Raw genomic sequence first — 20,224 nt, 5'->3', positions numbered from 1 at the left:
ATGCCGGCGGTCCGCGCGGGTACCTGGGCGTCGTCGGACGGCCGTGAGCAGGGGGACGTGGACCGCCGTGCGCGCACTGATCGTGGAGACGGGCTTCAGCCGGGGAGCGCTCGCCGCCGTACGCTCGCTCGCCGCGGCGGGCTGGGAGGTCGGCGTCGGCGCCCCCACCGGCGCGGGCCTCGCGTCCTCGTCCCGCCACCGCCGCCGGCGCCACCTGGTGCCAGCGGCGCACGAGGACCGCGACGCCTTCCTCGCCGCCGTGCGGCGCGCGGTCCGCGACCACGGCTACGACGTGGTCTTCGGGGCGGGCGAGGCCGAAGTGCTCGCGCTGTCCCTGCTCAGGGACGAGGTCGGGGCGATCGTGCCGCATGCGGGACACCGGCAGGTCGTACGCGCGATCGACAAGCAGGAGCTGTCCGAGGCGGCCGGGTCCGTGGGCATCCTGACGGCCCGCGCCCTCGACCCGTCCGCGCTCGACCCGTCCGCGCTCGACGGGGAGCGCCCGCCCCTGGTCGTCAAGTCCCGGCTGCACGCCCACCCGGAACGGCCGGGGGCGCCGCCCAGGATCGACACGCTCGTCGTGCCCGGCGCGGAGGCCGCCCGCCGCCGGGTGGACGAGGTACGCAGGCTCGGCGGCGAGCCGCGCGTCGAGGAGTTCCACGAGGGACGCCTGATGGCCTACTCGGCCGTGACCGCCGCCGGCGGGCGGGTGGTGTGCGACTGCATGCAGGTCGCCTCGCGCATCTGGCCTCCGGGGGCCGGCGCGAGCTGCCGCGCCGAGACCGTACGGGTGGACCCCGCGATCAGCGACCGCGCCGCCCGGCTGCTGGCCGCCCTCGGCTGGTTCGGGCTCGCGCAACTGCAGTTCGTGGTGCCCGAGGACGGCCGGCCCCGGCTCATCGACCTGAACGGCCGCTTCTACGGCTCGATGGCCCTCGCCACCGCCGCCGGCGCCAACCTGCCGGCGGCCTGGGCCGCCCTCGCCGTCGGCCACGACGTGCCGCCGACGCGGGCCCGGCCCGGGGTGCGCTACCAGTGGCTGGAGGGCGACCTGCGGCGGGCGGCCGTCGAACGCCGGGGCGGCCTCCTCCTCGACCTGGCCGGCACGCTCCGCTTCGCCGCCGGCGCCGTCCACAGCATCCTGTCGCTCCGCGACCCCGCTCCCGCCCTGGCCAGGATCAGGGCGATGGCCGCGGCGCGCGTGCGCTGATCCCCATCACTCATTCGAAGTCGTCGGGGTTGAGCTCCTTGAGCCGCTTGAACTCGGCGACTTCCTCGTCCTCCATCTCCACGTCCTCGACGTCCTCGTCCTCGTCCGTGCGGTCCTTCTGCGGCTGTTCGGTCATGACGCCTCCCCCGAGTGCTCTCGCCGTTGCGGCTGCCCAACCGCTCAGCTCCGTAACCTGGCGGGACGCCGCCCCGCGCGCTCGATGATCTCCTGCTCGGTGAGCGGGTCGGGAGGATGGTGGCTCAGGCACTGCCGCGCCCGTACGAGCGCCTCGGGCACGCCGTCGCTCGCGGCGTAGAACTGCCCGGCCTCCAGCCGCCCCACCCGGTCGGCCCGGCCGCCCCGGGCTCGCGCCAGCCCTTTGACCACCTCGATCTGCGTGGGGCTGTTGATCCTGCCGATGAACTGCGTCGTCGCGTTGCCCGCGATGTGGTTGTGCAGGCCGCGCGGCGTCTGGGTGGCGAAGACCAGGCCGAGCCCGTACTTGCGGGCCTGCGAGGCCAGGGTCAGCGTGCTCGCCAGCGCCTCGGTCTTCGGCGTCGCCGGTACGAGGGACTGCGCCTCGTCCATCACGTAGAGGCCGCTGAGCGGCCGGCCACGTGCCGGGTTCCGCCTGATCCAGGAGAACAGGGCCATCTGGAGCTGGTTGACGAACGCCGGCCGCGCCTGGTCGCCGAGCCCGACGAAGCTGATGACGGAGACGCGGGCCCGCTTGCCCGGGGACGGCGTGAGCAGCTGCGCCGGGTCCGCCGGCTCGCCGTGGCCCGCGAAGAGCGGATCGGTGATCGTCGCGGCGGTGAGGAGCTGGCCCAGCTCGGCGGCGAGCTGGTCCGCCCGGTCGATCTGGCTGACCTCCAGCGGCAGCGCGCCGAGCAGGCCGAGGAACGCGGCGAAGCTCCCGCCGCCCGAGCGGGCGAAGTGGGCCAGCGCCTGGCGGAGTATGGCCTTGCCCTTGCGGGCCTTGGCGCTCGCCCCGTCCACGTTCGCCCGGTGGGCGAGCGCTTCGACGGCCAGGGCGAGCGCCGTCTCCAGCTCGTCGCGGTCGTCGAGCACGGCCGCGAAGTCGGGAAGCGGCTGGAACGTCAGCGGGCGTCCGCGCGAGCGTCCCGGCGTCCAGATCACGACCTCGGTCTCGGCGAAGTAGCGGGCCGCCTTGTCCGCGTCCCCGTCGCCCCAGCCGGGCGGCGGGGCGGGCCAGGGGTCGCCCAGCCGGGCGAGGTCGTTGTTGGAGTCGAGCACGATCGACGACACCCCGAGCAGCGCGCACTCCTCGATGAGCCGCCGCAGGAACACGGTCTTGCCCGAGCCGGAGCCGGCGAACACGGCCGTGTGGCGGGCGAGGGCGCTCAGCTTCAGTTCGAGCTCGGCGCCGGTGTCCATGCGCCTGCCGACCGGAATGACCGGGACGGGCCCACCCACGGGCCCCGGCCCGCTCCCCGCCTGCCGCACAGGCTCCGGCTCGCTCCCTGCCGGCCGCGCCAGCCCCGGTCCGCTCTCCGCCGGCCGCCCGGTCTCCGGGGTCGGCGGCTGCGGCGATGGGGCCGTCTCTTGCTTCAGCGCGCCGAACAGGCCGCTGAACAGCTCCGTGCCGCCGGCCGGGCGGCGGGCCCGCAGCCAGGTCTCGTACTCCGGGTCCCCGTCGGCCGCCAGCTGCCGCAGTGCCGCGAAGACCCGCAGGTCGTCGCCCCGTACGGGAAGGGAGAGCCCGCCCCACTCCTTGAGCTCCGCCAGGCGGGCCCGTGTGGCCGGGCCGTCCGACCACGCCTGGTTGCGCAGCACGACGAAACACCGGTCGGGCGTCTCCGGGCCCAGTCCGGACGCCGCGATGCCGTCGTTCAGCCGTTTCAACGCCGCGATGTGGTGCGCCGCACCGATCATCCGGAACGTCCAGTGCCGCTGGTACTCCGACTCGGGGTCCAGCGTCTGCCGCAACCTCGCGTGCAGGCTGGGCCGCCGGCCCGGCGGCGGATCGACGGAGAAGGTCTCGCCCGCCTTGTCCTGCTCCCTGATCCAGGCGTCGAGCCCCGCGGCGAGCAGGGCAGGAGCCAGCTCGTCCTCGTGCTCGGGATCGAACGCGGCCGACACGTCCGCCCGCCCGCGCAGGTCGGCGAAGCGCGCGTCGAGCCTGGCCAGGCTCACCTCCGCCACGGCGGCGACGGCCTCGGCGGGAGGGGGCGGCGTGGCCACCGCGGCTTCCCCGTCGAAACGTTCCAGGAGGCGTACGACGCCGTCCGCCCGGCAGGCCGCGACGTGCGCGGCGATGAGCCGGAGCAGCGTCCTCGGAGTCCGGCCCGGCGCGGTCGCGAACGCGGCCGGGGCGACGGGCCACGCCGGGTCGGGCGGGGTGAAGCCCGCCCGCGCGAAGGCGACCGCGAACCTGCGCTCGACCAGGTTCCTGGCGAGCTCCGGACGCGCGATCGTGCCCAGGATCAGGGACGGCCGGAACCTGTCCTTCGCCGTGCCGATGGCCCGGTCGCGGATCAGGCCCCACGACGAGGGCAGGCAGGCCACCAGGCACAACGTGCGGTGAGTGGCGTGCACCAGGGCCATGAGACCGCTCGCGACCTCGTCGACGACGTCCTTACGGGGGCCGTCGGGGGCCGCGCCCGGGGCGGCTCGGGAGTGTTCGAGCAGCGCGTCGATCTGGTCCACCGCGATGACGCTGGGGCCGGTCAGCGCGAGGATCGTCGACAGTTCGACCACGATGTCGTGGGGCGCCTTGATCCCTCTGCTCATCCCCCAGGCCCCGCGGTCGCCTTCCTCGGCCTCCTCGGTCGACATCAGGTGGTCGTGGGCGACGTCGAAGGCCGGGCCCGAGGCGACGGCGTAGAGGGCGAGCGCCCGGATCGTGTCGCGGCACCGCTGCAACCGCCGGTCCCGGGCCACCAGTCCGGCCACCAGGGCGTCGAGGTCCTCGCGGGTGACGCCCTTCCCGTCCTCGACGGCCGCCGCGATCCGGTCCCCGGCCCCCGCGAGCGCGGCCAGGCCGCGCAGGGCCACCACCGCCTGGGCCGGGGTGTCCGGACCCGCCGCCGAGCGGCCGAGGTCGTCGACCATCGCGCCCGCGGTCCGTCGCCAGAAGTCGTCGCCCGCGCTGAAGTCCACCAGGAAGAAGTAGCCGCCAGCCCGCGCGATCTCGCCCCTGACCCAGCCGAGGAGATGCGTCTTGCCGGCGCCGCCCTCGCCCTGGATCACGACGCCGAGCGGGCTCGCCCTGGTGGCCTCGCACGCCTCGTCGATGCCGTCGAGGATGAGCTGCTCGGCCCGCGGGTGCACGCCGCCGACGTGGAAAGGCGGCGGGTTCCAGGCGTGCTCGGCCATGGTCGTCCAGGTGAGGACCCTGGAGATGGCGCGCAGTGCCCGTTCCTCGGTCTCGTTCATCGCGCCTCCATGGCCAGCAGATGCTTGCTCACGCCGCCGACGAGGACGGCCGCGTTCCTGTCCTCGTCGGTCAGGGTCTTCTGGTCGGCCTCCGGCGCCAGGTGGACGTCCGGGAGGGATTCGAGCCGTCGCAGCGCCTCGTCGACCGCCTCGCGGGGGACGTCCCCCAGCTCCGCGCGCAGCCGCGTCAGGAGCACCCAGTCCTGCGGCTCGCGGGCCAGCCGCCAGTACGCGTCGCGGATCGCGTCGGGCAGCTCAGCCGGGGCGGCCCCCTCGCGGGCCTTGACCACGAACTCGGCGAGGCTCAGGTCCGCCGCGTCGAGATAGCCCCTGAGCAGGTGGAGCACGCCGTAGAGCGTCCGGCCGAGCGACCCGCCACGATCCGGGGCGGAGCCGTCCAGCTCCGTCACGCACCAGGCCCAGCCGTCGTCGGTGAGCGTGTGGTGGTAGGACCTGCCGGGCTTCTCGCTCGTGACGAGGCCGCCCTTGTTGAGGCGGTGCCGGGGCTGCCCGTCGAGGGTGCAGCCGACGTGGGCCTTGAGCTCCGCGTTGGACGCGGTTCCGCCGAGCGTCATCAGGCCCAGGAGCACGGCACGTTCGCGGGTGCCGAAGCCGGTGTTCTTCAAGGTCAGCTCTCCTCGGATCGATCGTCCACGACAGTGGTGAAGCCGGTCGCCATGAGTTCACGGCGGCCGTTGACCTCCCTGAGCGTGCCGGCGACCCGTACGGGGATCCGGTCGCGGTGCGCCCGGACGGCCACGTCGTAGTCCGCCTCGCCGGGCAGGCGCACCCAGATGACGGCGCGGCGCGGCTCGCCGTCCCCGATCGTCACCTGGCCGCGTACGTGGACGCGGAACCGGTCGTCGCCGTCGTCGACGAGCGCGCCGACGAGGCCCGTCACCGCGGCGCTCTCGTGGTGCAGGCGGCGCAGCCGGTGGCCGACGCGGCGCAGCAGGGTGCCGGTGCCCGGCTCGAAGACCACGCTCCGCGCGGGGGTCTCGGCGGGCAGCGCGCGGGCCCAGCGGAAGCCGACCTCGAACCGGGCCCCGGGATCGGCTCCGGCGAAGCGGGCGAGCGCGAGGCACAGGTCGGCCGACACGCCGTCCCGTACGAGGTCGTCGAAGACGCTGACGTCGCCGGTGCCGCGCGCCTCGGCGGTGGCCTCGCGCAGGAGCAGCGCGGCGCGCTGGAGCAGGGTCAGGGCGCGGCGGGCCAGCGGAGGGTCGCCGCCGTCGGCCAGCGGGAGGCGTACGGTGAGGAGGTTCGAGGACGGCACGATCGGTCCGATCCGGACGCGCGCCAGCAGGTCGCGCACCGGTTTGGGAGCCGGGCCGTCGAACACCGGCCGGGGCCCGCTCAGCGCGGCCCGCGCCGCCGCGCTCAGGGCGGCGTGGGCGCTGGTGACGGCCGTGACGGCGTCCACCAGCCCGAGCTCCCCGCCGACGGGGGCGATGGGCGCGCGGTACCACTGGACGTCCGCCATGGGCGAGCCGATGTCGGAGGCGATGTCCTCCGGCGCGCGGCCCTCCACCCGCGCGAGCAGCGACAGGATCTCCCTGAGCCGGCGCGGCCCGTCGGCCAGGTGGTCCGTACCGGGCACCAGGATCTCGTGGTCCCCGTCGTGCTCCCAGATGGCCGCGCCCCTCCAGGTCTCCGGCCGGCGCACCCAGCCGGTCGCGGCGAGATAGCTGCTGACGTCGGCGACCGACACGTTCCTCATCGGGCGGAGGGCCCCGTGGGCGCGCCGACGAGCTCACGTAACGCGCGGACCGTGAGAACGTTCCCGAGCGGCACCTGGAGCGGCACCTTCCGCGCGGCGCTGGGCGCGGGGACGGGCCGGTCGTGCTCGAAACCTCGGTAGTAGCAGAGCCGGCTCAGCGTGAGCCCGTCGGTCTCCACGCGGGCGTACCGGTCGCTCTCCTGCGGGACCACGACGAGGAAAAGGTAGCGCGGAACGAGGAACGGGCCGTCGACGAGCTTGTTGTACTGCACCTCGTTCAGCCCGCCATAATGCAGGGCCGCGCCCTTGGACCGGGGGTCCGACCAGGACTTGATCTGCACCTCGATGGCGGGCGAGGAAATGTGACCGGTCCTTCCCGGATATCGGAAGCCCAGGTCGATGCCGTCGTGGTCGAGGTCGTCCTGATAGACGAGGAGGCCCGCCGCCGAGGCGAGCACCCGCACATAGTCCTCGGCGAACTTGCCCTGATGATTTCGCTGGTCCAGCACGCAGTCTCCCTCGTCCGCCGACCGCCCGACGCAGAAGAGTAGCGGCAAAAGGGGACGCTCTTTCTTCCTTTCTTTATGGTCATCCCGATTGAGTGAATTCGACTGGAGCATAATCGCGACGGGACCCGTCCTCCTGTGCTCTAAGGTTGTCCTCCGTGCGCCGCTACCGTTTCGGGAGAATCGCCGCTTTTTTCGCCGTCGCCTACGTGACGGCGGTCGTCGTGGCCGGCGTTCTCGGGCTGGTCACCGGCGATCCCGCGGTGTTGCGCACGATCGTGGCCCGGGGGTGGGACGCGGACTTCGTGACCTCCGCATGGTGGGTGGAGCTCCTGTTGGTCGCGGGCGGGATCGTGCAGGGCTGGGCCTACTGGCAGGTGCTGCGGGGGCGTCCGGCCGGTACGCCGGTCGCCAACGACAGGCCGGTCCGGCTGTTACGGGGCGCCCTGTACCTCGGCGTCGCCTGGATGCTGCTGCACCGGCTGCCGCTCCCCTACCAGTGGTGGTACCAGCTGCCCGCCGACCTGCTCCAGGTCGCCGTCGTCTGGCTGTTCTTCGTGGCGCTCGCCGGGGCCCTGCCGCGCCCGCTGCGGCTGGCCGGGCTCGTGGCGGGGCTGGCGACCGCCGCCATGCGCCTGGCCGACACCCTCGTCCTCGAATTCGGCGACCGGGACCTGCTGAAGGTCGTCTCCCCGTCCTGGCTCGGCGACGTCGTCCCCCTGCTGTGGCTGGTGATGGTCCTGGCCGGCCAGGCCAGGGACGCGCGCTGGAGCCGGGGCACCGTACGGGTGGGCGCGGCCGCGGCGGCGGTGTCGCTGATGTCGTCCAGCGGGAGCATGTTTTTCACGACCAGCGGCTCGGATGTGGACCCCAACCTGGTGCTGCTCATGATCCTCGGCGTCCTGAGCGTGCTCTCGACGGCGTGGCAGGCCCGCTCGGCGCACGACCTCGGCGTCCCCGCGCCCGAGCCGGCCCCGGCGGCTCCGGTCCAGGTCGCGCCCGCGCGGGCGTGGCCGCTCGCCGCCGTGGCCGTGACGCTCCCGCTGATCCCCGCCGCCGTCAACCTCGCGGACGGCATGCCCGCGTGGCTCGGCCCCAGGGGCCTGCTCGACGAGCTCTTCCACGGGTACGTCAGCCAGCCCGCGACGCTGCTCTGGGTCGCCCTGGACCTGCTCGTCGGGGTCGGCGCCCCGGCCCTGCTGGTCCTGGTCGCGGTCGTCCGCAGGACCCGGGGGCTGCTGCGGATCACGACGGCGGCCCTGACCCTGGCCGCGGCGGCGGGCGTCGTCACCGTGCTCACCACCACACGCGACACCGACTGGCTGCTCATCCCCGAGGTGGCCGAGCAGCGGCTGAAGTTGTACCCGGACGGGCTGTTCGTGCCGGACGCGAACGGCGCATTCGCCTTCGGCCTGTCCCCGCTCTGGTACAGCGCCGCGCTCGCCGGCTCCGCCCTCATCCTGTTCCTCCTGTACGCCGCCCCGCCCGCGCCCCGCCCGCGCCACCAGGTGGCGATGGCGGCCCCGGCCGTCGTCGTGGCGCTGTGCTTCCTGCCCGCCGCCGACCAGTCCGTCGGCCCGGTCACCACCGCCGCGGACTGCTCGCCCGACCAGCCCTGGGAGCACTACGGCGAGCCCCGGGAGCCCGTGCCGCGGACCGGCCCGCGCGCCTACCTCTGCGCCGTACGTCAGCATCAGGCGCTCGGGTTCGCCGCCACCACGCCCGACCAGGTGGTGCTCGCCCACGGCCGCCGCCTGTGCGCCGCCTACACCCGCGCCGACCCGGCCGTACGTGGACTGGGCTGGGCGCTCGCCGGGATCTGCCCGGCCGCGGACGCCGACGCCCGCGCGGAGCAGGCCGCCGAGGACCGCGAGTTCGCCGACTTCCAGGCCGAGGAGCGGCGCAAGTGCGCCGCGACCCCGCGGCACCGCCCGCTCATCAGGCCCGCGAAGGCGATCAGGCTCAAGGAGCCGGAGTGGCCCGAGGCGGGGCTGGAGCTGTACGACGAGCACGCCACCGAAGGCGGCGGCACGACCGCCGGCCCGGTCGAGTCGGGGCCCGGCCACGTGCGGGTGTCCACGCACTCCGACTTCCACGTCTGCGTCACGCTGGAGACCTACCCGCGCCGCCCGCCGGTCGAGACCAAGGGCTGGGACGACGTCGTCGAGGTCGGCTATCTCAACAGGACCGGCGAGATGATCTTCATGGACGGCCTGAGCGGAAGCACGCTGCCGGACCTGTCGCTCGGCGGCCGCAAGAGCCACTACCGCATCCGCGTGCACTACGCCTGGTTCCCCTGGAAGGGCGGCGAAGAAGGCGACGGCACCCAGCGGCTGCTCATCATGGCGTACCCGGGGCCGGGCGACCAGGTCACCACCTACCGCAAGCCCTCGAAGCGGCGCTGACCACGGGTGCCGGGCCCGCATCCACGGACTGTTCGCGCGCGCCCCTGACGGCGTTCACCCGCCGTTCGATCCGCTCCCGAAAGCTTGCGGCCCGGCACCCTCATCGCACGCGCGAAAGGCTTCACCGTGAGCAAGAACAAGGCCGAGCAGGCCGAGGCGGCCCGGCTCTCCCGCCGGCGGCTGGTCAAGTACGCAGGCGTCGGCGCCACCCTGGCCGCGGCCGCTCCCCTGCTGGGCGGCACCCCCGCCCAGGCCGACGACGAGCGCAAGTTCGGCAACGGCGGCGGCAACGGCCGCAGGTGGCGGGCCGGCGACCACCACATCCACTCCGAGTACAGCGGCGAGTTCGACACCAAGACCAGCCCGCCCACCTTCCACAAGGGCGCGGACGCGGTCTACCCGATCGTCACCAACGCGATCATGGCCAAGCACTTCGGCCTGACCTGGGCGATGTGCACCGACCACGGCGGCCCCACCCACTCCAAGGTGAACCTGGAGCAGGCGTATCCCGACCTGCTGCGCTCGCGGGTGCTGGTGCCCGAGGTGCTGCAGTTCTGGGGCATGGAGTTCGACGCGCCGGCGCTCGACCACCACACCCTGATGATCCCGCACCACGACGGTGAGGCGCAGCAGCTGTTCGAGCTGGAGAGCCGCTTCGCCAAGCACGACGCCTTCCCGGCCGACCCGGGCCGCGACACCGAGGCCAAGATGGTGGAGTTCCTCAAGGCCGCCCGCGACATGCGGCAGAAGCCGCTGGTCATCGCCCACCACGCCTCGCGTTCGGCGCCCGGGCTGGGCGTGTGGGGCCAGGACACGCCGCGCGAGTTCCGCAACGGCAACAACGTCGCCCCCGACGTGTACGTCGGCTTCGAGGGCGCCCCCGGCCACCAGGCCGGCCCCCTCGTCGGCGGCGCGCGCGGCGGCTACGGCAACCACCCCACCTACGGCGGTTTCGACCAGATGACCGCCCGCGTCGGCGGCCTGTGGGACTCCCTGCTCGGCGAGGGCCGCCACTGGTGGATCACCGCCACCTCCGACTCCCACGTGCACTGGACCCGTGGCGGCTCCGACTTCTGGCCGGGCGAGTACAGCAAGACGTACGTGATGGCCCGCCAGGACTACGGCGACATCATGGACGCCCTGCGAAATGGCCGGATCTTCGTCACGACCGGCGACCTGGTCACCGCCCTGGACGTCACCGCGAGCGCCCAGGGCCGCTCCGCCACCGTGAGCGAGACGCTGGTCCTCAGCAACCGCAACCGGGGCGACGTCGAGGTGGAGATCCGCTTCCGCCCGCTGGACGGCGTCAACGGCAACGGCGACCGCCCCGAGGTCCGGCGCGTCGACCTCATCACCGGCCAGGTCACGGGCGTCAGCGCCGACCTCGACGCGGCCACGAACCCCACCACCAAGGTCGTCGCCCGCTTCGGCCCGAACGACTGGCGCCGCCAGGGCCAGGACCTCGTCATCCGCCACACCCTGCGTGACGTGGGCCAGGACAGCTACCTCCGGGTGCGCGGCACCAGCACCGACGAGATGGAGCCGCTCGCGGACGGCAAGGAGAACCCCTGGCAGGACCTCTGGTTCTACTCGAACCCGGTCTTCATCCGGGTCCGCTGACCAGGCCGCCCGCGAGGTGTTCGGCGGCGGGGGCCGGGCCCCGCCGCCTTCCCAACCCGTCGCTCCCCGCCGGGTAATGATTTCGGCAGAGTGCCGGGGCGGGTTCTTCTCACTTCTGACCTAACCGTAAGGTGAGCACGGATTACCGCAATGAGGTCGGGAGCACATGTTGCACGAGAAACTGTCGTCGATCTACGACAACGTCCTGCGCCGCAATCCTGGGGAGGTCGAGTTCCACCAGGCGGTGCGCGAGGTGCTCGAAAGCATCGGCCCGGTTCTCGGCAAACACCCCGAGTACGCCGAATCGAAGATCATCGAGCGCATCTGCGAGCCCGAGCGGCAGATCATCTTCCGCGTGCCGTGGCTCGACGACAGCGGCGAGGTGCAGATCAACCGTGGCTTCCGGGTCGAGTTCAACAGCGCGCTGGGGCCGTACAAGGGCGGGTTGCGCTTCCACCCCTCGGTCTACCTGGGGATCGTCAAGTTCCTGGGCTTCGAGCAGATCTTCAAGAACAGCCTGACGGGCCTGCCGATCGGCGGCGGCAAGGGCGGGTCCGACTTCGACCCCAAGGGCCGCTCCGACCGCGAGGTCATGGCTTTCTGCCAGAGCTTCATGACCGAGCTCTACCGGCACATCGGCGAGTACACCGACGTCCCCGCCGGTGACATCGGCGTCGGCGGGCGGGAGATCGGCTACCTGTTCGGCCAGTACAAGCGCATCACGAACCGCTACGAGTCGGGTGTGATCACCGGCAAGGGCCTGGCGTACGGCGGCGCGCAGGTGCGGACCGAGGCCACCGGCTACGGCTGCACGTTCTTCGTGGAGGAGATGCTGAAGGCGCGCGGCACGTCGTTCGACGGCAAGCGGGTCGTGGTCTCCGGCTCCGGCAACGTCGCGATCTACACGATCGAGAAGGTCGAGCAGCTCGGCGGGATCGTGGTGGCCTGCTCCGACTCCTCCGGCTACGTCGTGGACGAGAAGGGCATCGACCTGGCGCTGCTCAAGCACATCAAGCAGGTCGAGCGCGGCCGGCTGGACACGTACGCGGCGCGCCGCGGCGATCACGTCACCTTCGTGCCGGGCCGCAGCGTGTGGGAGGTGCCCTGCGAGGTGGCGATGCCGTCCGCCACGCAGAACGAGATCACCGGCCGCGACGCCACGTTCCTGGTGCAGAACGGCTGCATCGCGGTCGGCGAGGGCGCCAACATGCCGACCATGCCCGAGGGCATCAAGGTGTTCCTGGACGCGGGGGTCGCGTTCGGGCCGGGCAAGGCCGCCAACGCGGGCGGCGTGGCCACCAGCGCGCTGGAGATGCAGCAGAACGCCAGCCGCGACTCGTGGACGTTCGAGTTCTCCGAGCTCCGGCTGCAGGAGATCATGCGCGACATCCACGCCCGCTGCCTGCAGACCGCCGACGAGTACGGCATGCCCGGCGACTACGTGGCCGGCGCGAACATCGACGGCTTCCGCCGGGTCGCCGACGCCATGCTGTCACTCGGCCTGATCTGAGCGTCAACACAAAGGGCCGCCCGCGTCGCGGGCGGCCCTTTGCCATTGACACGGTGATCATGGAGCTTGCATACTCCCATCAAGACGCCTCAAAAAGGTTGTCAAAAACCCTCCCGACCCCCGGGCCATATTTTCCCCTCTCCCTTCGCCGGCCCGGGTTCCTGCATTTTCCGCCAGCTTCTCAAATACGCAGGGAGTGACATCTCGAAATGCCTTCGGGAGTGTTAGGGCGTGCCCTTCGACGGGGATCGGCCGCGGCGGCCGCCGTCATCCTGCTGACGGCGACCAGCGCCGACCCGGCGTTCGCCCACTGGAACGGCACCGGCCAGGACATCGCCAGCATCCACATGCGCCCGTACAGCTACAACAGCACGTGGCAGACGCCGATGAACAAGGCGCTCGCCAACTGGAACGCGACGTCGAGCCCCGCCAATTTCTACAAGAACTCGAATTCGGGCTCGACCATCACGGTGAAGTCCTACAGCAACACCTGGTACGGCACCTATCAGCGGTGCGGCGGGATGTGCATGTACATCAAGCTGAACTCGCGCACCATAAACCGGGACGCCTCGAACTTCTCCAATTTCGTCACCAGCACGCTGGTCCACGAGTTCGGGCACGCGCTGAATCTCGCGCACAACTCGCTCACGTCCATCATGAACACGAGCCGCAACCGCAACTCGATGACGAAACCCTCGTCGCACGATGTCGCCGACGTCAACGCCTACTACTAAGGAGGCCGCAGGGTGCTACGGCGTCTTGGCGCACTCGTCCTGACCGCGTTGTTCGTCACCGCGTGCGCCGCCCACGAGGAGCCCGTTCTCTACCGGGCCGACTATCCGCAGTACGAGAACGCCGACGCGCTCTTCGACCGGGCGAACCTGGTCGTCGAGGCCCGCATCGTCGGCGAGCCGCGCTACCTGCAGGAAGTGTCCGAGCCCGACCCCGCGGAGACGGATCCGCGGCTGAACCCCATGGCGGGAGCCCCCGCCGCGGTGGCCGCCGCACAGCCCGACGCCCCGCCGATGGTCATCACCGTGTACACCGCCGAGGTGCTGAAGGTGTACAAGGGCGAGGCCCAGGTGGGGCAGAAGGTCGAGGTCAAGGAACTCGGCGGCGTCTTCGACGGCGTGACGTACGAGGAGGAGCACACCACGGCGCTGGACGAGGGCAGCGGGTACGTCCTGTTCCTGGAGACCTACCCCGACTCTCCCGCGGCGCTGCTCAACCCCGTCCAGGCCAAGTATCCGCTGGACACCGCCAACAACCCGGCTCCGCTGCCGGAGAACCCCATCAAGCTGACGCGCAACCAGCTGGAGACGATGTCCTGACCCGCGCGGATCGGCAAGCGGTGGAGGGCCGCTTGCCGATCCCGGCGCCGACCCTCACCTGACGGTCAGGCGCCGTGTCCGTGTTTGTCGCTGACGCGCCACGTGATCGAGGACGTGAGGGCGCCTTCCCGGTAGGCGGGGTCGCGGACGAAGGCGGTGGAGTCGGTCACCGTGACCGTGTAGGTGCACCCGCGCTTGTCACGCAGGTCCTTGCGTCCGCACCACGGGGCCTCCTCGCCGTGGCCCTTGGGCTTCTTGGCCAGGACGTCGACCGAGGTGGCGCCGGCCCACTCGGTGATCTCGTGGCCGTTGACGTACCAGCGGGTGGAGACCGTCGGGATGCCGACGTGGGTGACGGTCAGCCTGGCGGGCGCGGCGACCGGGGCCCCGCTCGGCGGTGTCACGCTGTCGATCAGGCCGGTGCTCTCGTAGAACTTCCGGGTCATCTCCTCCTGGCCGACGGAGTTGAACGGCTTGCGCAGGGTGCGCATCAGGGAGTTGTCGCTGGGCCGGTAGATGCCGCGTTCGTAGTAGTTCGCCCCTTCGAAGGTCCCGATGGCGCCGCCGTCAGGCGTCTCGGCCCCCAGCCAGCGCCACCACTTGGTCCGCGTCGCCGTCTGCTGGGCCGCGTCGTGGACGGAGACGTTCACCTCGGCCGGCTCCTCGCCGGGGTAGACGCTGCCGTCGCCGGGATAGGCCCAGTACGGGTACTCGTCGGCCAGGTCGCCGAGGGAGTGGCCGAGCTCGTGCGGCAGGATCTCGGGTCCGGAGACGTGCCCGCCGGAGAAGGTGACCAGGTCCTCCTCGATGTAGCCGGCGCCGCCATAGGTGTCACTGTTGATCACCACGGCGATCTGGTCGAAGGCGGGCGCCAGCGCGGCGTAGGACTCGGCGGTGGGGATGTCCAGGCAGATCAGGCGGGCCAGCCCCTCGCAGAAGTACGTGCTGTTGAGCGCCGTGTCCTTGACGACGCCCTCGGCCGGGTCGTTGTCCGAGCCGGACTCGGCGGAGACGACGTTGACCTGCCAGACGTTGAACAGCTTGCGGTAGCTCTTGAAGGGCTCACGCGCGGCCAGGAGGTTCCAGCTCGTCGCCACCTGGGCGGCGTAGCGGTCCTGCTCGGCCTCGGTGTAGCCGTCCCCGAGATAGACCAGGTCGATGCGCTTGTCGCTGGGGCCGTTCACCTCGATGGGCGTCACGGTCGCCGACGGCGCGGCCGCGCGGTTCTTGCCCGGCGTGCCGATCTCCGCGGGCACCTCGGTGAAGCCCTGCGGAGCGTCCTCGCCGAAGATCTCGACCTTCCGCTCGCCGGGGCTCGACTGTGCGGGCGCGGCCTGGGCGGGCGCGGCCGCGAGGCTCGCCGCCAGGAGAAGCACCCCTCCCAGAGCTAAGCTCAATTTGCGCATTTTCTCTCCAATAGTCCAGATATCGCGCAAATTGTCAGGGTCGATGAGTAACGAGAAGGTCGCGGTGCGATGTCGAGCCAGGCCAGGGGCGAGGGGTGCAACGTCCCACTGCAGGTCAGACCCAGGCATAACGCGGGAGTTATCGGCAGTTGGGATGGCCGCGAGGCGGCGGAGAGCCGCAGTCGGCGTAGCGACCTATCACTTCGGCGTTATGCCTACTAGTCTGAGCGCATGCGACTGGAGCTGCGGCATCTGCGCACCTTGTGCGAGATCGCCGACGCCGGCAGCCTCAGCAAGGCCGCCGCGGCGCTGGGCGTCTCGCAGCCCGCGCTGACCGCCCAGTTGCAACGGATCGAGGCCGCGCTCGGCGGCCAGGTCTACCGGCGCGGCCGGCTCGGCATGACACCCACCCCCTTCGGTCAGTTCGTGCTCGTCAGGGCGAGGTCGGCCCTGCAGACCGTGGACGAGCTGATGGTCGGCGCCCCGACGAGATCCGGCCGGCCACGGGCCGCCCGGATCGGCGGCTACGCCAACCCCGTTCTCGGCGGCCTGCTGCGCAGACTGTTCGAGCTGCCCGGCGCGCCGATCACCGTCCACACCGAGCACTCGCCGCGCCTGCTCATGGACCTGCTCGCCTCACGGCGGCTCGACGCCGCCGTCCTCGTCGACTATCCGGGGCACGAGCTGCCCGTACCCGCCTCCGTGGAGATGCGTCCCGTCGCCACGGAGCCGGTCTTCGTCGCGATGCCCGCCGCGCACGCGCTCGCGTCCCTGCGGGAGGTGCCGCTCGCCCGGACGGCCGAGGAGGACTGGGTGCTGTCGCCCTCCGACGGCGCCGGCTGGCCCGAATGTTTCCGCACGGCCTGCCAGGACGAGGGGTTCACGCCGAGGGTGCAGCACATCATGACCGAGGCGCCGATGATCCGCCTTCTCATCACCCAGGGTCACGCCCTCTCGCCGTGCCAGGCCACCTTCCCACCCGGGGACGGCATCGTCGTACGCCCGATCGCCGGCGCCCCGTTGTGGATGAGACATCTGATCGCCTGGCACCGCGACGGCGCCCTCGCCCACCGGGCGGACGAACTGGCGGCCTTCGCCGCACAGGCGCACCAGGAGGCGCTGGCCGCGCATCCCACCTACAGCCTCTGGCACAGCTCCCGCGCGCGCTCCGGCCCGCCTGCCGATGTCGCGCCGGTCGCGGGGCGCACCGGGCGCACGGAGTCGTGACGAAGCCCGCACCGGCCCTCCGCGCGGCGCCGAGCAGGCAGCGCAGCCGGAGCAGCGCGGAGTGCTCAGGACTTCTGCTCACGGACGCCGCCAGGAAGGTCAGTCGCCGGCCGGCGCCGACTCGATCTGCAGGGGTTCCGTGGCCCCGCCGGCGAGCTCGCGCCCCTGGCTCAGGGTGTGGTCGAGCTGCCTGGCCAGGACGCGAAGGCTCGCCGGAGGCAGGTACGCGTCGGCGCCCGCGTCGAGCAGCCGCCGGACCGGCCCGTGGTACTGAACGCCGAGCTCGTCGTCCTCGATCTCGGTGACGACCACCCGGGCCTCCGGGAACATCGACCGGAGCCCCGCGATGAGCTGCGGGCTGCCCGCGGGCACCAGCAGCACGTCGGCCGTCGCGGGCGCGGCGTGCATGTCGAGCACCACGTAGTCCGCCCCGAGCTGGGTGGACAGCGCGACCCTGGCGGCGGCCGACAGCTCCATGGCGGTGGCCACGACCGTCACGCTCTCGTAGTCGATCGGCGGCTGTTCGTCGGCCTCGTCCGGCTCCGCGCGCTCGACGACGGCGCCCCGCACGACGTCGATCGTGCTGGAGATCGTCGCGATCGACGCGCCGTCCCGCGTGAGGATCAGGTTCTCGCCGGGTTCGAGTGCGTCGATGAGCGCCACGACGTCGCCGGGCAAGCGGCCCACGTCGACACGCGGAGCGCGCTTGCGGATCACCATGTGCACGCCCCGACACCTTTTGCTGCCATGGTCTCGTTCGACGCCACGAGCGGAGCAGTGGTTCGGGGCCGCGCCGCGGTTTCTTCCCTGCCCTATGATCATCGGATGCACTTACCGAGGCTCGTGCCGGCCGTGCTCCTGATCACTCTGACGACCGGGTGCGGCGGACAGAGCGCGCCGGCGGCGTCGACGCCCGCCGAGGCGGTGGCCCGGCATGCGGAGGACTCGGCCGGGGTGAAGGTCACCAAGATCGTCCGACTGGACTACGGCGAGGCGATGCCCACCCCTCCGGCGGACGGCGACGACATCGTGCCGGTCGACATCGGCGAATACAACGAGAGCCGGACGACCGGAGTCCTGCGGCTGGGTACGACCGCCTCCGATCTGACCACGACCTACTACCGGACCAACATCCCCGAAGACCTGAAGAGCGTCATCCCGGACGATCTGTCCTCCATGACGACCAGGGCGATCTCGATCGGCGACTCCGGCACCTACGAGCAGCGGGCCGACCGGAGGGACGTGCCCGCCGGCAAGACCTGGCTGCACCACGGCAACCCCGGCTGCGGGATGGCGGAGCGGCTCGCCGGAAGCCTCGACATGCGGACGATCCTGTCGCCCCAGGTGCTGCGGAAGCTGGCCGCCCCCGCTCCTTCCTCCGGTGAGGTCATCGACGCGGTCGACACCGTCGTACACGCCGGGAGCGCCTCGCAGGCCGAGTTCGCCGTCCAGGCCCCGGGTGACGATCCGGTCATGGCGGCGCAGCTGCGGGAGCGGGTCCGCCAGACGGAGGTCTCGTGGCGGTTGTGGGCCGGGCCGGACGGGCTGCCCCGCCGGGTCCGGCTCGTCACGACCGGCCCGGAGGCCGTGGAGGGCGTGCCCAGGACCACCGTGACCGAGATCGACTTCACCGACTGGGGAAGCGCCGTGTCCATCGAGCCCCCGCCGACGGATCAGGTGCACGAGACCGGCAACTGCCTGGGCCCCGAGCCCAGGTGATGATCCGCGGCTGTTAACGCTAACAGGAAGCTTTCTCGTCGAGCTCCTCCTCGGCGGCCGATGGGGGGTGGCGGCGTCACGGAGCAAATCCGAGCAGGAAAGGTCCTGTCAACCACATCGGAACCGGCAACGAAGCGAAGGAGACCGGGGCCGGCCGCGCCCACCTGCCGTTTTCGGCAACGATCGGCGCCGGCGACGGCATGAAACTTTCATCCGGCCGCCCCAGGGAGCCGAAACTTTCGTCACCATCTGATCGAGCGTACGTGCAGCACACAGGCCCGATCTTCTCAGCCGTGTTACGAAAAGTTTCACTGCATTCTTGACAAGTTTCGGCGAGTCTCCTCACACTGAGTCCCCGAGGCGATCTCCCTGCCGCATCGGTGGCGCACGGCAGGGACCGCCGTCACGACGCCCCCGTGGCGCGGCGTCGATCACGCGGGCGCGTCCCGCACGTTCTCTCTCCAATTCGCTTATGGAGGCTCAGTCATGCGCGTCAACGCCATGTCCCCACCTGCCGAACACCGCCCGCCCGGCGGGCGCCGCCGGGCACTGATCGCCGGGGCGCTCGGCGCGCTCGGCCTGGTCGCGGCGTTCGCGACGGCGATCCCCGCCGACGCCGCGGCGAGCACGCTGGGCGCGGCGGCCGCCCAGAGCGGCCGTTACTTCGGCACCGCCATCGCCGCCGGCAAGCTCGGCGACTCGGCCTACACGACGATCGCCAATCGCGAGTTCAACATGGTGACGGCCGAGAACGAGATGAAGATCGACGCCACCGAGCCCAACCGGGGGCAGTTCAACTTCACGAACGGGGACCGGGTCTACAACTGGGCCGTGCAGAACGGCAAGCGGGTGCGCGGGCACACCCTGGCCTGGCACAACCAGCAGCCGGGCTGGATGCAGTCGCTGTCGGGCAGCTCGCTGCGCCAGGCGATGATCGACCACATCAACGGCGTCGTGGGCCACTACAAGGGCAAGATCTACGCCTGGGACGTGGTCAACGAGGCCTTCGCCGACGGCAACTCCGGCGGCCGGCGCGACTCCAACCTCCAGCGCACCGGGAACGACTGGATCGAGGTCGCCTTCCGCACCGCGCGCGCCGCCGACCCCGCCGCCAAGCTGTGTTACAACGACTACAACATCGACAACTGGAGCTGGGCCAAGACGCAGGGCGTCTACAACATGGTCCGCGACTTCAAGTCGCGCGGCGTACCGATCGACTGCGTCGGCCTGCAGTCGCACTTCAACGGCAACAGCCCCTACAACAGCAACTACCGCACGACCATCCAGAGCTTCGCCGCGCTGGGCGTGGACGTGCAGATCACCGAGCTGGACATCCAGGGCGGCTCGGCCACCACGTACGCCAACGTCGTCAACGACTGCCTGGCGGTGCCGCGGTGCGCCGGCATCACGGTCTGGGGGGTGCGTGACACCGACTCCTGGCTCGGCTCCGGCGCCTCCGCGCTGCTCTTCGACGGCAACGGCAACAAGAAGGCCGCCTACACCTCCGTGCTGAACGCGCTCAACGGCGGCGCCACCAGCACCCCGACCACCACCCCGACGCAGGACCCCGGCGGCGGCAACGCGGGCCAGATCAAGGGGACGGCCTCCGGCCGCTGCGTGGACGTGCCCAACGCCGGCACCGCCGACGGCACCGGGGTCCAGCTCTGGGACTGCAACGGCCAGACCAACCAGCAGTGGACGCAGACCTCGGCAGGGGAACTGAGGGTGTACGGCAACAAGTGCCTGGACGCCGGGGGCACAGGCAACGGCGCCAAGATCCAGATCTACTCCTGCTGGGGCGGCGACAACCAGAAGTGGCGCGTCAACTCCGACGGCACCATCACCGGCGTCCAGTCCGGGCTGTGCCTCGACGCGGTCGGCGCCGGCACCGGCAACGGCACGGGGCTGCAGCTCTACTCCTGCTGGGGCGGCAGCAACCAGAAGTGGACCTACACCCCAGCAACTTAACCTCCAGGTAACCGCAAGTTACCCAACCGCCATCTGAAACTTTCAGCGAGGCGAGGGGTGCGGCGCGATCGTCCCAGAGACGAAACCCCAGGAGGGAAGGCAGTGTGACGGCACGGCCCGGCTCGGCGGGAGACCCCTCTCGTTGACGCCGGGCCACCCGTCGGATGTACTCCGCGACAACGCTCCGCACCGATTCTTGTTAG

General features: G+C 71.6%; 16 protein-coding genes. 9 read left to right on the top strand and 7 right to left on the bottom strand.

Annotation, left to right across the window (positions count from 1 at the left end; genetic code table 11):
• The first annotated feature begins 67 nt into the window (after positions 1-67).
• Positions 68-1,210, top strand: coding sequence for an ATP-grasp domain-containing protein (locus tag SMD20_RS41290; protein WP_329591678.1), 1,143 nt, complete (start codon positions 68-70; stop codon positions 1,208-1,210).
• Positions 1,211-1,220: 10 nt separating this feature from the next.
• On the opposite strand, the gene SMD20_RS41285 is transcribed toward SMD20_RS41290, so the two are convergent.
• From SMD20_RS41285 to SMD20_RS41265, 5 genes are read right to left on the bottom strand one after another with little or no spacing between them, the layout of a single operon-like run.
• Positions 1,221-1,346 (bottom strand): hypothetical protein, encoded by a 126-nt coding sequence (locus SMD20_RS41285; RefSeq protein ID WP_329591677.1) that lies wholly within the window; start codon positions 1,344-1,346, stop codon positions 1,221-1,223.
• A 44-nt stretch (positions 1,347-1,390) separates the two neighbouring features.
• Positions 1,391-4,609 carry an ATP-binding protein gene (locus tag SMD20_RS41280; RefSeq protein ID WP_329591675.1) on the bottom strand — a complete coding sequence of 1,073 codons (3,219 nt, stop codon included), beginning with the start codon at positions 4,607-4,609 and terminating at the stop codon, positions 1,391-1,393.
• On the bottom strand, positions 4,606-5,235 hold the full coding sequence (locus SMD20_RS41275; protein ID WP_329591674.1) for a hypothetical protein: 630 nt from the start codon (positions 5,233-5,235) through the stop codon (positions 4,606-4,608). The genes SMD20_RS41280 and SMD20_RS41275 overlap by 4 nt, the downstream gene beginning before the upstream one ends.
• A gap of 2 nt (positions 5,236-5,237) precedes the next feature.
• Positions 5,238-6,329 carry a hypothetical protein gene (locus SMD20_RS41270; protein ID WP_329591672.1) on the bottom strand — a complete coding sequence of 364 codons (1,092 nt, stop codon included), beginning with the start codon at positions 6,327-6,329 and terminating at the stop codon, positions 5,238-5,240.
• Complete coding sequence (locus SMD20_RS41265; protein WP_329591670.1) at positions 6,326-6,838, bottom strand: DUF4365 domain-containing protein; 513 nt, start codon at positions 6,836-6,838, stop codon at positions 6,326-6,328. The genes SMD20_RS41270 and SMD20_RS41265 overlap by 4 nt, the downstream gene beginning before the upstream one ends.
• Before the next feature lie 155 nt (positions 6,839-6,993).
• On the opposite strand from SMD20_RS41265, the gene SMD20_RS41260 reads away from it, so the two are divergent.
• From SMD20_RS41260 to SMD20_RS41240, 5 genes are all read left to right on the top strand, one after another.
• Positions 6,994-9,240, top strand: coding sequence for a hypothetical protein (locus SMD20_RS41260; RefSeq protein ID WP_329591668.1), 2,247 nt, complete (start codon positions 6,994-6,996; stop codon positions 9,238-9,240).
• Positions 9,241-9,366: 126 nt separating this feature from the next.
• Entirely contained in the window at positions 9,367-10,860 is a 1,494-nt protein-coding gene (locus SMD20_RS41255; protein ID WP_329591666.1) for a phosphoesterase, read from the top strand.
• Between the two features lie 166 nt (positions 10,861-11,026).
• Positions 11,027-12,370: an NADP-specific glutamate dehydrogenase gene (gene gdhA, locus SMD20_RS41250; protein WP_329591664.1), complete on the top strand. Its 1,344-nt coding sequence runs from the start codon at positions 11,027-11,029 to the stop codon at positions 12,368-12,370.
• 209 nt (positions 12,371-12,579) lie between these two features.
• Entirely contained in the window at positions 12,580-13,104 is a 525-nt protein-coding gene (locus tag SMD20_RS41245; protein WP_329591662.1) for a hypothetical protein, read from the top strand.
• A gap of 12 nt (positions 13,105-13,116) precedes the next feature.
• On the top strand, positions 13,117-13,701 hold the full coding sequence (locus SMD20_RS41240; protein ID WP_329591660.1) for a hypothetical protein: 585 nt from the start codon (positions 13,117-13,119) through the stop codon (positions 13,699-13,701).
• Between the two features lie 65 nt (positions 13,702-13,766).
• Here SMD20_RS41240 and SMD20_RS41235 read toward each other — a convergent pair whose 3' ends face one another.
• Complete coding sequence (locus tag SMD20_RS41235; protein ID WP_329591658.1) at positions 13,767-15,098, bottom strand: M64 family metallopeptidase; 1,332 nt, start codon at positions 15,096-15,098, stop codon at positions 13,767-13,769.
• 240 nt (positions 15,099-15,338) lie between these two features.
• Between SMD20_RS41235 and SMD20_RS41230 the strand changes: the two genes are divergently transcribed.
• Positions 15,339-16,334: a LysR family transcriptional regulator gene (locus SMD20_RS41230; protein ID WP_329591657.1), complete on the top strand. Its 996-nt coding sequence runs from the start codon at positions 15,339-15,341 to the stop codon at positions 16,332-16,334.
• A 99-nt stretch (positions 16,335-16,433) separates the two neighbouring features.
• On the opposite strand, the gene SMD20_RS41225 is transcribed toward SMD20_RS41230, so the two are convergent.
• The gene (locus tag SMD20_RS41225) at positions 16,434-17,054 is read right to left on the bottom strand and encodes a hypothetical protein (protein ID WP_329592833.1); all 621 of its coding nucleotides are present in this window, start codon (positions 17,052-17,054) and stop codon (positions 16,434-16,436) included.
• Positions 17,055-17,159: 105 nt separating this feature from the next.
• Here SMD20_RS41225 and SMD20_RS41220 point away from each other — a divergent pair, with 105 nt between their 5' ends.
• A complete protein-coding gene (locus SMD20_RS41220; RefSeq protein ID WP_329591655.1) occupies positions 17,160-18,053 on the top strand; it encodes a hypothetical protein in 894 nt (297 codons plus the stop codon).
• 486 nt (positions 18,054-18,539) lie between these two features.
• Complete coding sequence (locus SMD20_RS41215; RefSeq protein WP_329591653.1) at positions 18,540-20,021, top strand: endo-1,4-beta-xylanase; 1,482 nt, start codon at positions 18,540-18,542, stop codon at positions 20,019-20,021.
• The last annotated feature ends 203 nt before the right edge of the window (positions 20,022-20,224 follow it).

The sequence above is a fragment of the Nonomuraea sp. LP-02 genome, assembly GCF_036289125.1.
Taxonomy (GTDB): Bacteria; Actinomycetota; Actinomycetes; order Streptosporangiales; family Streptosporangiaceae; genus Nonomuraea; species Nonomuraea bangladeshensis.
The sequence above is the reverse complement of the archived record's forward strand: the minus strand, read 5'-3'. Positions and strand labels throughout refer to the sequence as shown.

What these genes read in the sequence shown, in the direction of transcription:
- SMD20_RS41285 (WP_329591677.1), bottom strand. Translation starts at nt 1,346, where the DNA reads ATGACCGAACAGCCGCAGAAGGACCGCACGGACGAGGACGAGGACGTC.
- SMD20_RS41280 (WP_329591675.1), bottom strand. Translation starts at nt 4,609, where the DNA reads ATGAACGAGACCGAGGAACGGGCACTGCGCGCCATCTCCAGGGTCCTC.
- SMD20_RS41270 (WP_329591672.1), bottom strand. Translation starts at nt 6,329, where the DNA reads ATGAGGAACGTGTCGGTCGCCGACGTCAGCAGCTATCTCGCCGCGACC.
- gdhA (WP_329591664.1), top strand. Translation starts at nt 11,027, where the DNA reads ATGTTGCACGAGAAACTGTCGTCGATCTACGACAACGTCCTGCGCCGC.
- SMD20_RS41245 (WP_329591662.1), top strand. Translation starts at nt 12,580, where the DNA reads ATGCCTTCGGGAGTGTTAGGGCGTGCCCTTCGACGGGGATCGGCCGCG.
- SMD20_RS41230 (WP_329591657.1), top strand. Translation starts at nt 15,339, where the DNA reads ATGCGACTGGAGCTGCGGCATCTGCGCACCTTGTGCGAGATCGCCGAC.
- SMD20_RS41225 (WP_329592833.1), bottom strand. Translation starts at nt 17,054, where the DNA reads ATGGTGATCCGCAAGCGCGCTCCGCGTGTCGACGTGGGCCGCTTGCCC.
- SMD20_RS41220 (WP_329591655.1), top strand. Translation starts at nt 17,160, where the DNA reads ATGCACTTACCGAGGCTCGTGCCGGCCGTGCTCCTGATCACTCTGACG.
- SMD20_RS41215 (WP_329591653.1), top strand. Translation starts at nt 18,540, where the DNA reads ATGCGCGTCAACGCCATGTCCCCACCTGCCGAACACCGCCCGCCCGGC.